The organism is Actinomadura sp. NBRC 104412, from assembly GCF_030269515.1.
Lineage (GTDB): Bacteria > Actinomycetota > Actinomycetes > Streptosporangiales > Streptosporangiaceae > Spirillospora.
In genome coordinates this window covers 99,538-112,701 of record NZ_BSTM01000026.1, presented here as the reverse complement: position 1 = coordinate 112,701, position 13,164 = coordinate 99,538, and the positions used below count along the sequence as shown (strand labels likewise).

Annotated in this window: 9 protein-coding genes; 3 read left to right on the top strand and 6 right to left on the bottom strand. The window is 70.9% G+C overall.

The genetic code is table 11. The annotated features are described in order from the left end of the window. Positions 1-553 precede the first annotated feature (553 nt). The 3 genes from QSK21_RS27490 to trxA all read right to left on the bottom strand — a co-directional run bounded on the left by QSK21_RS27490 (position 554) and on the right by trxA (position 2,396). Positions 554-1,393: a putative RNA methyltransferase gene (locus QSK21_RS27490; protein WP_285700120.1), complete on the bottom strand. Its 840-nt coding sequence runs from the start codon at positions 1,391-1,393 to the stop codon at positions 554-556. Positions 1,394-1,458: 65 nt separating this feature from the next. Further along, complete coding sequence (locus QSK21_RS27485) at positions 1,459-1,611, bottom strand: Hsp20 family protein (RefSeq protein ID WP_285700118.1); 153 nt, start codon at positions 1,609-1,611, stop codon at positions 1,459-1,461. Between the two features lie 428 nt (positions 1,612-2,039). Beyond that, positions 2,040-2,396, bottom strand: a complete 357-nt coding sequence (gene trxA / locus QSK21_RS27480) for a thioredoxin (RefSeq protein ID WP_285700117.1) — start codon at positions 2,394-2,396, stop codon at positions 2,040-2,042. 132 nt (positions 2,397-2,528) lie between these two features. Between trxA and QSK21_RS27475 the strand changes: the two genes are divergently transcribed. Beyond that, on the top strand, positions 2,529-3,635 hold the full coding sequence (locus QSK21_RS27475) for a sigma-70 family RNA polymerase sigma factor (protein WP_285700116.1): 1,107 nt from the start codon (positions 2,529-2,531) through the stop codon (positions 3,633-3,635). Between the two features lie 190 nt (positions 3,636-3,825). Continuing rightward, positions 3,826-5,172, top strand: coding sequence for a class II 3-deoxy-7-phosphoheptulonate synthase (locus tag QSK21_RS27470; RefSeq protein WP_352231329.1), 1,347 nt, complete (start codon positions 3,826-3,828; stop codon positions 5,170-5,172). 282 nt (positions 5,173-5,454) lie between these two features. Here QSK21_RS27470 and QSK21_RS27465 read toward each other — a convergent pair whose 3' ends face one another. From QSK21_RS27465 to QSK21_RS27455, 3 genes are all read right to left on the bottom strand, one after another. Further along, positions 5,455-5,823 carry an ATP-binding protein gene (locus QSK21_RS27465; protein WP_285700115.1) on the bottom strand — a complete coding sequence of 123 codons (369 nt, stop codon included), beginning with the start codon at positions 5,821-5,823 and terminating at the stop codon, positions 5,455-5,457. A gap of 78 nt (positions 5,824-5,901) precedes the next feature. Further along, positions 5,902-6,231, bottom strand: a complete 330-nt coding sequence (locus QSK21_RS27460; RefSeq protein WP_285700113.1) for an STAS domain-containing protein — start codon at positions 6,229-6,231, stop codon at positions 5,902-5,904. A 31-nt stretch (positions 6,232-6,262) separates the two neighbouring features. Continuing rightward, positions 6,263-8,593: a SpoIIE family protein phosphatase gene (locus QSK21_RS27455; protein ID WP_285700112.1), complete on the bottom strand. Its 2,331-nt coding sequence runs from the start codon at positions 8,591-8,593 to the stop codon at positions 6,263-6,265. A gap of 305 nt (positions 8,594-8,898) precedes the next feature. Here QSK21_RS27455 and QSK21_RS27450 point away from each other — a divergent pair, with 305 nt between their 5' ends. After that, positions 8,899-13,137, top strand: a complete 4,239-nt coding sequence (locus tag QSK21_RS27450) for a HAMP domain-containing hybrid sensor histidine kinase/response regulator (RefSeq protein ID WP_285700110.1) — start codon at positions 8,899-8,901, stop codon at positions 13,135-13,137. Positions 13,138-13,164: the final 27 nt, after the last annotated feature.

Sequence of the window (13,164 nt, the reverse complement as noted above, 5' to 3'; positions counted from 1 at the left end):
CAAACCACCCCACCAACGGGACGGCCTGCGGCCACGGGGCGATCCACCCACCCCAAAAGGGCGAATGAACCGAAAAGGCACTGGCTTTTAACACGCTGTTGAGTTCTCAAGAAACGGACACCCACCGTGCCAGACCCGCTCACACGAACCCAGCTCCGGGGCAACCCTTCCAATTTACCAGGTGTTCCTCGGCTGTCAAATCGATCGTAAGGATCGATCGACGGTCGAAGTCGCCTGGAATTCCCGCAGACCGGACTTGGGCGTGCCTGGAGGCCGCCTTCGTCGATCCGCTGGGAGTGCCCATCGGGCCGGCCACCTCGCGGCGTCCTGCATCCCGTTCGGGCGAACCAGACCATCGTACATCAGCCCGCGGAGGGCTCGAACCGATTTCTGGTTGCTTCCTTGGGGCCGTCCGCCTTCCGGCGTCCCGCATCCCCTTGGGGCAGACGAGAGAGTAGGTGGTTGCCGACGCAACGTCAAATCGGCGAACCAGCCTTGTCTCGCGGCACCTGTCGTCAACGCTCGGCGGTCAACGGGTATTCCGCGGACGTCGTCATTCGATGCGGCGGTACGTGGACAGTACGAACGACAGCGGCACCGTGACCGGCTCGGGCAGGGCCGCGAGGCGCTTGGCCAGGTCTTCCGCGGACACGTGATGGGCGCTCGGCCCCATGCCTACCAGCGTGGCCACCTCTCCACGGCTCATCCGGGCCTCGACCTCCAGGTTCTCACGCACCTCCAGGGCGAAGCGTCCCGCCAGTGCGGCGTCGATGCGCTGGTCTTTCCGGTCGTCGACCGACAGCAGTCCCAACGCGCGCACCAACAGGCCGAGGTGATGGCTTGAGGGGGTCACGGCGTACAGCGCCCCACCCGGTTTGAGGACCCGTTGGAACTCGGGCGGGTTGCGTGGAGCGAAGACGTTGATGATGGCGTCCATGGCCGCATCCCGTACGGGAAGGGGGCGCCACACGTCGGCGACGACGGCGCCTATGCGCGGATGTGCGCGTGCGGCTCGCCGAGCGGCGTGCTTGGAGATGTCCAGGGCGAGCCCGACCGTACCAGGTGTGCTGTCAAGGACAGCCCGCAGGTAGTGCCCGGTTCCGGCGCCCGCGTCCAGCACGACGGCACCGTGCTCCAATCCGTCCGTTGCGCGTTCACCGAGCAGACGCGTCAGGGGGGCGAAATGTCCCGCGCCCAGGAAGTCGTCCCGGGCCTTCACCATCTCCGGCGTGTCCGCAGTGCCCGGACGTGCGTTCCCGGACAGCAGATTGGCGTAGCCCTGCCGCGCTATGTCGAACGAATGCGCCGCAAGGCAACGCAGCGCCTTCGTCTCCAGCGCAAGGGGCCTCCCGCAGATAGGGCACATGAGGTGTTGGACGACGTCCGCGAGCATCCGTCCATCTTGGAGGACACCAAGGAGCCTGCGCCCACCCAAAGCCACCTCCCTCAGGGGATCTCCTAAGGCACAGGGGCGCCCGGGAGGTTCATCGCCACCTCGAGGACGCCGTTGTCGTAACGCGTGGTCAGCGTGTCGCGGTCGGCCTCGTCCGGCAGGGTCATCACGCGGCGGTGGAGGCCGTAGGAGATCTCCCTGTGGTGGCGGACCTTCATGTCGTCCCGGCGGTCGAGTCGTCATGGACGGAGACATCGATGTCGCGGGACGGGTCGAGTCCCGGAAGGTCCGCGCGGACGATGTAGACGCCGTTCTCGACGTGGTCCTCGGTCCGGATCGGCCGCCCTGCCTGGCGGAGGCGGGCGACCGGGGCCGATCGGGCGAGCCGGCGCTGGTCTCATCCCCACGGCGAGGGTCCAGGGGCGGGCATGGAACGACCCACGTCCCATCGCGTAGCCGGATGACTGGATTCGATCTCCACACCCGCGCCGGGGCCGCCGTAACCGATCATGCCAGACCGGCTAACGGCCGCCCCTTTGCCTGCGCCATGGTCGTGCCGGGTCGGCGCCCGACACCACCCAAAACCCGCTCCGGTCGCGGCGCGTACCGGTACGCCTCCGAAGACCGGGGCGGAGAGCCGGTGGGGTCAGGAGGACGAGAGGCGGCGGCGGACGTCCTCCATGTCGAGGCCGCGGACCTGCTCGATCACGTTCTCCAGGACGGCGGCGGGCAGCGCACCCGGCTCGGCGAACACGATGACGCCGTCGCGGATCGCCATGAGCGTCGGAATGGACGCGATGCCGAAGCGCTCCGACAGTCCGGGCTCGGCCTCCGTGTCGACCTTGCCGAAGACGATGTCGGGGTATGAACCCGAAGCCTTCTCGAAGATGGGGGCGAACATACGGCAGGGCCCGCACCATTCCGCCCAGAAGTCGACCAGCACGATGCCGTCGCCCTGGGCCACCTCGTCGAAGTTCTCCTCGGTCAGTGTGACCGTTGCCATGTCGTCCTCTCTTCACCTGGGGTATCAGGTCGGGTAGAGCGGCCAGCGGGCCTGAGGTATTCCCTGCCCGGGAATCCCAGCGGGTAATTGGGCGTTGTGCCTCTACGGAGATCGCATCGGAGAAGGGTCAGGATGGCTGCAACCCGTACCAAGGGCGACAGGGTCGACGCCCCCGACAAGGATCTCGTCGGGGCGTACCTGGACCGGATCGGCCGTACCCCGCTGCTGGACGCGGTGGAGGAGGTCGATCTGGCGAAGGCGATCGAGGGGGGCCTGTACGCCGAACAGCTCCTGGAACAGGGAGCGCTTCCCGAGGGCGCGACCGTCGACGAGCTGGAGGAGCTCGTCGAGGCCGGGTTGCGCGCCAAGAGGAGGTTCGTCGAGGCCAACCTGCGGCTCGTCGTTTCCATAGCACGCAAGTACCCGACCGACTCGCTGCCGTTGATCGACCTCATCCAGGAGGGGAATCTGGGCCTCATGCGGGCGGTCGAGAAGTTCGACTACCGCCGTGGCTACAAGTTCTCCACGTACGCCACCTGGTGGATCCGGCAGGCGATCGGGCGTGGGCTGAGCCACACCGCCCGGACGATCCGGCTGCCGGTGCACGTGGAGGAGGAGCTGTCGCGGCTGCGCCGTGCCGAGCGGCAGCTCGGGCGGGAGCTGGGCCGCGAGCCGTCCCGCGAGGAGCTGGCGATCGCCGTGGGCGCCGACGTGGAGCATGTGGACGAGCTGCTGCGCTGGCGCCGCGATCCCGCCAGCCTGGACGCGACGGTGGACGACGCCGGGGAGACCCCGATGGGCGACCTGCTCGAGGACCCGGAGGGGGTGACCCCCGAGGCGGAGATCATGGCTTTGGACGATCTGGAGGGCCTGACGCGGCTGCTGGAGCGCCTTCCGGAGCGCGAGGAGGCGATCCTGCGGGCCCGGTTCGGCATGGACAGCGGGCAGCCGCAGTCGTACGCGCAGATCGGCGCCCAGTACGGGCTGAGCCACAATCGCGTGCGGCAGATCACCGACCGGTCGCTGCGGCGGCTGCGTCAGCTGGCGACCGAGGCCGACCTCAGCGGGCGCCGGGCGCTCGCGGGCGCCGGTGCCCCTGCGGGCGCACGCGCCGGAGCGGACACCGCCGCTCACCGTCCGGCCGCGGGCGCCGGCCCGAGGAGCGGCATGGGCCTCGACCACGAGCCCAGGCGTGCCCGTAATCCGGTCCGCGCGGCCTCGCCTTCAAAGGCCGCCTGACTTCTGCCGTCCCGGCGCACCCCCCGCAGGCCGCCCGACCCGATCTCCATGGCCGACCACAGCGTGGCGGACGGGACGGTTCCACCACCGCGTATGGCGGGTCGCCGTCCCGTCCGTCCGCGTCCACCGCGTACCATCCACCTGGCACCGCCCATCCCAGGTAGATCAGGTAGTCAGGTTGGATCTCGACATGGCCATGAACTTCTCGGGGGATCTGGACGCCTGGCGCGCCCTCCCCGCCCAGCAGCAGCCCGAATGGGAGGATCCCGCGGAGGTCCGGGCGGTCGCGCGGGAGCTCTCCAGGCAGCCGCCGCTGGTGTTCGCCGGGGAGTGCGACCAGCTTAAGCAGCGACTCGCGGAGGTCGCCAGGGGCGAGGCGTTCGTCCTCCAGGGCGGGGACTGCGCGGAGACCTTCGAGGGGTCCAACGCCGACGCCGTCAAGAACAAGCTGAAGACGCTTCTGCAGATGGCGGTGGTGCTGACCTACGCCGCGAGCGTGCCGGTCGTCAAGATCGGCCGGATGGCGGGGCAGTTCGCCAAGCCGCGGTCGAAACCGTCGGAGGTCCGGGACGGGTTGGAGCTTCCCGCCTACCGGGGGGACGCGGTCAACGGGTTCGACTTCACGCCCGAGGCGCGCCGCAACGACCCGTGGCGGCTGCTGAGGGCCTACCACTGCTCGGCGGTCACGCTGAACCTGTGCCGGGCGTTCACCAAAGGCGGGTACGCGGACCTGCGGCAGGTCCACGCCTGGAACCAGGATTTCGTGGTGGGCAGCCCCGCGGGCAAGCGGTACGAGCGGCTGGCCGGTGAGATCGACCGGGCGCTGACGTTCATGAAGGCGTGCGGGGCCGATCCGGACGAGTTCCACACCGTCGAGTTCTACTCCAGCCACGAGGCGTTGCTGCTGGAGTACGAGCGGGCGCTGACCAGGATCGACCATCTGAGCGGCCTCCCCTACGACGTGTCGGCCCATCTGGTGTGGATCGGCGAGCGCACCCGCCAGCTTGACGGGGCGCACGTGGAGTTCATGCGGCACATCCGGAACCCGATCGCGGTGAAGCTGGGCCCCACGTCCACCGCCGATGACGCGCTGGCGCTGATCGACCGGCTGGACCCGGAACGGGAGCCGGGACGGCTGACGTTCATCACCCGCATGGGCGCCGGCAAGATCAGGGACGTGCTTCCCCCGCTGATCGAGAAGGTGGAGCGCAGCGGCGCCCGCGTGGCGTGGATCTGCGACCCCATGCACGGCAACACGTTCGAGGCGAGGGGCGGCCACAAGACCCGCCGGTTCGACGACGTACTGGACGAGGTCACCGGCTTCTTCGAGGTCCACAGGTCGCTGGGCACCCACCCGGGCGGCATCCACATCGAGTTCACCGGCGACGACGTGACCGAGTGCGTCGGCGGCGGCCACCCGATCGACGAGGACGACCTTCACCAGCGCTACGAGACGGCCTGCGACCCCCGCCTCAACCGCAGCCAGTCCCTGGACTTGGCCTTCATGGTCGCCGAGCTCTACCGCAAGGCCGTCTGACAACCCCCCACCAAACCAGCGAAACTTCGACCACGCACGCCCCCATAGCAAGGCGCGCGCCATAAGAACTCGCACCCACCCCAGCCCGTCACCCCAGCCCGGACGGCGCCAAGCCGTTGCGATCGCGTCCGAAGGCAGGGGCGAGCGCGAGCGAGACCCTGATCGCGGAGCGAGCCCCTGGGCGAGTCGGAGCGATGCAGCGATCGCGCGCGGTGCCGGAGAAGGAGGGCGCCCAGCGCCCGACGCCGCAGGCACCGCCAATAAACACAGCGCAGCTTGCGCTTACACAGAAACTTCAGCCCATACGACCTTGCCGCCTGTGACGGGGTCGGCGCCCCAGTCGTTGGCGAAGCGGTCGACGATGAACAGGCCGCGGTGGGATTCGTCGAGGGGGCCGGGGACGGTGAGGCGGGGCATCTTGGCGGCGCGGTCGCGGACTTCGACGCGGACGCGGCCGGGGCCGCGGAGGAGGCGGAGTTCGAGGGCGGTGCCGGCGTGGAGGACGGCGTTGGCGACGAGTTCGGCGACGATGGCGGTGACGAGTTCTTCGCGTTCCATCAGCGCCCATGTGCGCATGGTGCGTGCGGCGAGGCGCCGGGCGTATTCGACGGCCTCGGTCTGGGGGGCCGCGCGTAGCGTGGTCTCGGTCATCGTGGGGTCATCCCGTGCCCGGCCCGCCGCTTGTCCTCGGAGGGCGTGGGCACGTCCTGGGGGGCCGTGCCCGGCGCATCAGCCGACTCCTTCTCCCGCGGCACCGCTGATGAGGAAGCGGTCGAGTCCTGTGGTCCGCAGTACGTTCTCGACCCGGCCGTAGGCGCCGGTCACGGTGAGGGTGGCGTTCTGGGCGCGGGCGTGCTTGTAGGCGCGGACCAGGACGTTGAGGCCGGAGGAGTCGCAGAAGTCCACGGCGGTCAGGTCGACCACCACTTCGCGTTCGCCGGAGTCGACCAGCTCGGTGAGCCGCGCCCGCAGTTCCTCGGAGGAGTGCAGGTCGATCGAGCCGCGCGCGGCGATCGTCGCGCGGCCGTCCTGTCGTGTCGTGTGCAAGGCAAGCCCCACGCCACCCCACCTTACCGATTGCCGGACTCCATCATGACGCCCGGAGAACGATGAGGGCAACGTCGTCGCCGGAGGGCTCGGGGCCGAAGTCGCGGACGGCGCGCTGGATGCGGGCGGCGACGGCGCCTGCGCTGAGCCCGGTGCATCCGGCGAGGAGCCGTTCCAGCCCGTGCCCGTCGCCGAGCAGCCGGGCGCCGGAGCGGCGTTCGGTGACGCCGTCGGTGACGCACAGGAGCACCTGCCCTCGGCGGAGCTGGACGGTCTCGGTGCGGAAGTCGACGCCGTCGAACACGCCCAGCAGGGGCTGGGGGGACGCGGCCTCGGTGACCTTGCCGTCGGGGTTGAGGATCAGCGGCGGCGGGTGCCCGGCGCTGGTGAGCCTGATGGAGACGCCGTCCCGCCGGGACCGGGGGGCGATCTCGCCGTGCAGGAGGGTGAGCAGGCGGCCGCGTTCGCCTTCGGCGAGGATGAGCCGGTTGAGGCGGCCGAGGACGTCGGGGACGGACAGGTTCTCGGCGGCCAGGATGCGCAGGGCGTGCCGGGCGAGGCCGGTGACGGCGGCGGCCTCCGGTCCGGTGCCGCACACGTCGCCGATGGCGAACCGCCAGCGGGACGCGGCGGAGGCCGGGCCGGAGGCGCCGGTGGTCTCGAACACGTCGTAGAAGTCGCCGCCGACCTCGCTGCCCTCCCCGGCGGGTTCGTAGACGACGGCGACCTCCAGGCCGGGGATGTCGGGGATGGCGGGCGGGAGCAGGCTGCGCTGCAGGGCGCTGCTCATCGCGGTCTGCTCGGAGTACAGGCGGGCGTTGTCGATGGCGAGGGCGGCGCGGCGGCTGAGCTCCTCGGCCAGTTCGATGGCGCTGCGGGGGAAGCGGTCGCCGGGCGGGCGGCCGATGACGATGGTGCCGATGCGGCGGCCGCGGGCGATCAGGGGGAAGGCGAACGCCTGGTCGGCGGCGGTGGGTCCGGCGGCGGCCCGGACCTCCTGGGGGGCGCCGGCGAGGCCGTGCCAGGGGCCCGGGGAGTCCATGGACGGGCCGGGGTCGGCGTGTTCGAGGAGTTCGCGCAGGCCGTCGGCGCGGGTCTCGTCGGCGTGCCAGACGTAGGCGAGGCGGGCGGCGCCGGTCTCGGCGGTGGTGTAGACGGCGCACCAGGTGGACAGGCGGGGCACGACGAGCTGGGCGACCAGGGCCATGGTGCGTTCCTGGTCGAGGGTTCCGGCGAGCAGGTCGCTGGCCTCGGCGACGAAGCTGAGCCAGCCGCGCCAGGACCGTTCCAGCTCTCCCACCCTGGCCTTTTCCAGGGACAGCGACATCTCGTCGGCGATGCGGCCCAGGCGGGCGGCGGCGGTCTCCTCGAAGCGTCCGGGGGCGGAGGACAGCGCGACGACGACGCCGGTGAGGCGGCCCTGGGATTCCAGGGGCGCGGCGGCCAGGGAGCGGGCGCGCAGGGCGGCGGCGATGGGGTCGGAGGCGTCGGAGGACACCCAGGGTTCGCCGGCGCGGGCGTCCGGGCCGAGGTTGACCACCGACAGCTCGCCGAGGGGGACGTCGCCGGGGAGGCCGGTGGCGGCGCCCAGGACGAGCCGCCCGTCGCGTTCGGTGAGCAGGACGGCGGCGGCGTCGGCGTCGAGGACGTCCCGGACGGTGGTGACGGCGCTCTCAAGGGAGTTGCGGGCGGCGGGCGACCGGAGCATGCGGTCGCCTCCGGCGGGCAGCCCGGAGGTGACCTCCGGCTCGTCGTGGACGCGGGCGGCGCCGTCGCCGTGCCGTCCGGCCTGCCCGGTCCGTCCGGCGGCGCGGGGGCTTCTGGAGGCGGGGGCGCGTTCGTCGGTGCCGGGGCGGGCCCGGTCGCCCGCCTGGGGCCGTCCGGGCGCGGTCTCGGCGGTGACCGGGCCGCCGTTGATGAGGCCGGGGTCCTCCGACGACACCCGGGGCGGGGCGGTGCCGTTGGAGGAGCCGGGTTTGGGCAGCCGGAACCAGACGCCCTTGGTGCGGCGGTCGTAGGTGACGCCCCAGGACGCGGCCAGCCGGGCGATGGAGGGCAGCCCCCGCCCGCTGGAGGCGTTCATGCCGGGCATGGCGATGGCGCGGGTGGGGTGCAGGTCGCGGACCTCGACCTGGATGTCGCCCTCGCCGGTCAGCCGGCAGGCGACCTCGAAGGACGTGCCCGCGTAGGTGACGGCGTTGGTGGCGAGCTCGCTGGTGGCCAGGACGGCGTCGTCGGCGGCCTCCTCCATGCCCCATTCGGCCAGCACGCGCCGGACGAACCGGCGCGCGTCCGCCACCGAGGTCGCCGCGGACGGGAAGGTGGCCGAGACCGCCTGCCGTTCCAACTGCTCGTCCTTCGCTCTCGCGGTCATCGCCCGCCGGCCGGGCGGGGCCCGGGTCCGGCTATCGTGACAGACCGGTGGCCGACCGGGAACGCCCTTCCACCGGAAGGCCGGAAAGACGGTGCCCTCTTCCACCGGAAAGGCACTACCGTGCGGTAAGCACGACAGACCGTAACACGCAGACTACAAGCCCGCGCCCGGTGGTTCAGCCGGACCGGCGCGGCCGGTCCAGGACCGCCCGGCGACGTAGAGTACAGAGACGGCACAGGCACGGCACCGGACCAGGTATCGGTGATCCCCGTATACCCATATTCGCGGGCCAGGAGGTCGACACCATGCCCCGAACCGCGTCCGGCACGCGCGCCCATTCCGGGTCGCGTGCCAACGCAGGCTCTTTCCGTGACACCACGCCCCGCTACAGCGACGCGGACCTGGCGCCGCTGCTGAAGGCGCTCGCGGCGGTGCGGGACGGCAAGATCCAGGCGGAGGTCGACGTCCCCGGGGAGGGGGCGGTGGCCGAGGCCGCCGCCCTGCTGGAGGAGATCCGCGACAACGGCGAGCAGCTGACGTCCGGGCTGTCGCGGGTGCGGCGGGAGATCGGCCGGGAGGGGCAGCTGCGGGGCCGGATCGCGCCCGGGACGCTCAAGGGGAGCTGGGCACTGGCGGTGGAGGACGCCAACGCGATCGTCGACAAGCTCTCCGATCTGGCCACCGGCATGTACCAGGTGGTGGAGGCGGTGGCGCAGGGCGACCTGAACCAGCGGATGGAGCTGCGGGTGCGGGGCCGTCCGATGCGCGGCGAGCTGCTGCGGATGGCCAAGTCGGTGAACTCCATGGTGGATCTGCTGGACAGGTTCACCTGGGAGGTCACCCAGTTCGCCCGGGAGGTCGGCACCGAGGGACGGCTGGGCGGGCAGGCGTCCGCGCGCGGCATGACCGGCCGGTGGCGGGACGTGACGGCCGCGGTGAACGCGATGGCGGGGCGGCTGACCGACCAGGTCCGCGACATCGCCGAGGTGACCACGGCGGTGGCGCGCGGGGACCTGACCCGCAAGGTGACGGTCGAGGCGACCGGTGAGCTGCAGGAGCTGAAGCTCACCGTGAACACGATGGTCGACCAGTTGTCGGCGTTCGCCGACGAGGTGACCCGCGTCGCCCGCGAGGTCGGCACCGAGGGGCAGCTGGGCGGCCAGGCCAACGTGCGGGGCGTGAGCGGGGTCTGGAAGGACCTGACCGACAACGTCAACGCGATGGCGAACAACCTGACCTACCAGGTCCGCAACATCGCGCAGGTCACCACGGCGGTGGCCGAGGGCGACCTGGGCAAGAAGATCACGGTGGACGCGCAGGGCGAGATCCTGCAACTGAAGCTGACCGTGAACCAGATGGTGGAGACGCTGTCGGCGTTCGCCGACGAGGTGACCCGCGTCGCCCGCGAGGTCGGTACCGAGGGACGGCTGGGCGGGCAGGCGCGGGTGCCGGGCGTGTCGGGGGTCTGGAAGGACCTGACCAACAACGTCAACGGGATGGCGTCCAACCTGACCTACCAGGTCCGCAACATCGCGCAGGTGACCACGGCCGTCGCGCAGGGCGACCTGACCAAGAAGATCACCGTTGACGCGCAGGGCGAGATCCTCCAACTCAAGGACACCATCAACACGATGGTCGACACCCTCTCCGCGTTCGCGAACGAGGTGACCCGCGTCGCCCGCGAGGTGGGCGCGGAGGGACGGCTGGGCGGCCAGGCCAAGGTGCACGGCGTGTCGGGGGTGTGGAAGGACCTCACCGACAACGTCAACTCGATGGCGAACAACCTGACCACCCAGGTCCGCGGGATCGCGCAGGTGACCACGGCCGTCGCGCAGGGCGACCTGACCAAGAAGATCAGCGTCGACGCGCAGGGCGAGATCCTCCAACTCAAGGACACCATCAACACGATGGTCGACACCCTCTCCGCGTTCGCCGACGAGGTGACCCGCGTCGCCCGCGAGGTCGGTACGGAGGGGCGGCTGGGCGGCCAGGCGATCGTGCCCGGCGCGGGCGGCATGTGGAAGGACCTGACCGACAACGTCAACGGGATGGCGTCCAACCTGACCTACCAGGTCCGCAACATCGCGCAGGTGGCGACGGCGGTCGCGCACGGCGACCTGACCCGCCGTATCGACGTGGACGCGCAGGGCGAGATCCTGGAGCTGAAGACCACGCTGAACACGATGGTGGACACGCTGTCCTCGTTCGCCTCCGAGGTCACCCGGGTGGCCCGCGAGGTGGGCATCGAGGGGCGGCTGGGCGGCCAGGCCGAGGTCGAGGGCGTGTCGGGGACCTGGAAGCGGCTGACCGAGAGCGTCAACGAGCTGGCCGGGAACCTGACCACCCAGGTCCGCGCGATCGGCGAGGTGGCCAGCGCGGTCGCCACCGGCGACCTGAGCCGCAACATCACCGTGAGCGCGCGCGGCGAGGTGGCGGAGCTGAAGGACAACGTCAACCTGATGGTCGCCACGCTCCGCGAGACCACCCGCGCCAACGAGGAGCAGGACTGGCTCAAGACCAACCTGGCCAGGATCGGCGGGCTCATGCAGGGCCACCGCGACCTGATGCAGGTGGCCGAGCTGATCATGAGCGAGCTGACGCCCACGGCCAACGCCCAGTACGGCGGGTTCTACCTGGCCGAGCACTCCGGCGAGGAGACCGAGCTGGTGCTCATCGCCGGGTACGGGGTGGCCAGGAACCAGGTCGGCAGGATCCGGTTCACGCTGGGCGAGGGCCTGGTGGGGCAGGCCGCGGCCGAGCACCGCACGCTGCTGATCGCCGACGCCCCGGCCGACTATGTCAAGATCGGCTCGGGTCTCGGCGAGGCGAGCCCGGTCAACATCATCGTGATGCCGATCACGTTCGAGGACTCGGTGCTGGGCGCGATCGAGCTGGCCTCCTTCAGCCGGTTCACCGACGTCCACCTGGCCTTCTTCCGGCAGCTCATCGAGACGATCGGGGTCACGCTGAACGCGATCAGCGCCAACACCCGCACCGAGGCGCTGCTGGCCGAGTCGCAGCGGCTGGCGCAGGAGCTTCAGGAGCGCTCGGACGAGCTGCAGCGGCAGCAGGGCGAGCTGCGCAACTCCAACACCGAGCTGGAGGAGAAGGCGGCGCTGCTGGCCCAGCAGAACCGGGCGATCGAGATTCAGAACTTCCAGATCGAGCAGGCCCGCCGCACCCTGGAGGAGCGCGCCGAGCAGCTCGCGATCTCGTCCCGGTACAAGAGCGAGTTCCTGGCCAACATGTCGCACGAGCTGCGCACCCCGCTCAACAGCCTGCTGGTGCTGGCCAAGCTGCTGTCGGAGAACCCGGGCGGCAACCTCACCGACAAGCAGGTGGAGTTCGCGCAGACCATCCACGACTCCGGCACCGACCTGCTGGAGCTGATCAACGACATCCTGGACCTGGCCAAGGTGGAGGCCGGGAAGATGGAGCTGCACCCGCAGCGGCTGGCGGTGTCCGGGCTGGTCGACTACGTCGACGCCACGTTCCGGCCGCTGGCCACCGACAAGGGCCTGCACTTCGCGGTGGAGGTCTCCCCCGAGGTGCCGGGGCTGCTGTACACCGACGAGCAGCGGCTGCAGCAGGTGCTGCGGAATTTGCTGTCCAACGCGGTCAAGTTCACCGCCGAGGGCGACGTGCGGCTGCGGATCGAGCGGGCCGGGGACATCAGCTTCACCCTGCCCGCGCTGTGGAACACCCCGGACGTGATCGCGTTCCGCGTGATCGACACCGGGATCGGGATCAGCGCCGACAAGCTGCAAGTGATCTTCGAGGCGTTCCAGCAGGCCGACGGGACCACCAGCCGCCGCTACGGCGGCACCGGGCTGGGCCTGTCGATCAGCCGCAACATCGCGCGGCTGCTGGGCGGGGAGATCCACGCCGAGAGCGAGCCGGGGCGCGGCAGCGTGTTCACCCTGTACCTGCCCGCGCAGTACACCGAGCCGGACGGGCGGCGCCGCTCGGTGCTGCCGGACGAGCCGGTGCCGGCCTCGGTGACGCCCAGCCCGACCGACCCGGGCCCGGCGGCCACGCCGCCGATGGAGCCGGTCATGCCGTCCGACCAGCCCGCGCCCGGCGAGCGGCCCGGCGAGGAGGAGCCGGCGCTGACCGGCCTGCTGGACGAGCCGCCCACCGGGTTCCTCGACACCGTCCTGTCGGGACGCAAGGTGCTGATCGTCGACGACGACGTCCGGAACGTGTTCGCTCTCACCAGCGTGCTGGAGGGCTACGGCATGGAGGTCCTGTACGCCGAGGACGGGCACGCCGGCATCGAGCTGCTGCACCGCAACCCGGACGTGGCGCTGGTGCTGATGGACGTGATGATGCCGGGCCTGGACGGCTACGCCACCACCGCTGCGATCCGCGAGATGCCGCAGTTCGCGGAGCTGCCGATCATCGTGATCACGGCGAAGGTGATGAAGGGCGACCGGGAGAAGAGCCTGGCCTCCGGCGCGTCGGACTACGTGCCCAAGCCGGTGGACGTGGATCATCTGCTGGACGTCATGCGCAACTGGCTGCAGCCGTCGGTCGTCCGGTAGGCCGGGGCCGCGGCACGCCGGACGGGC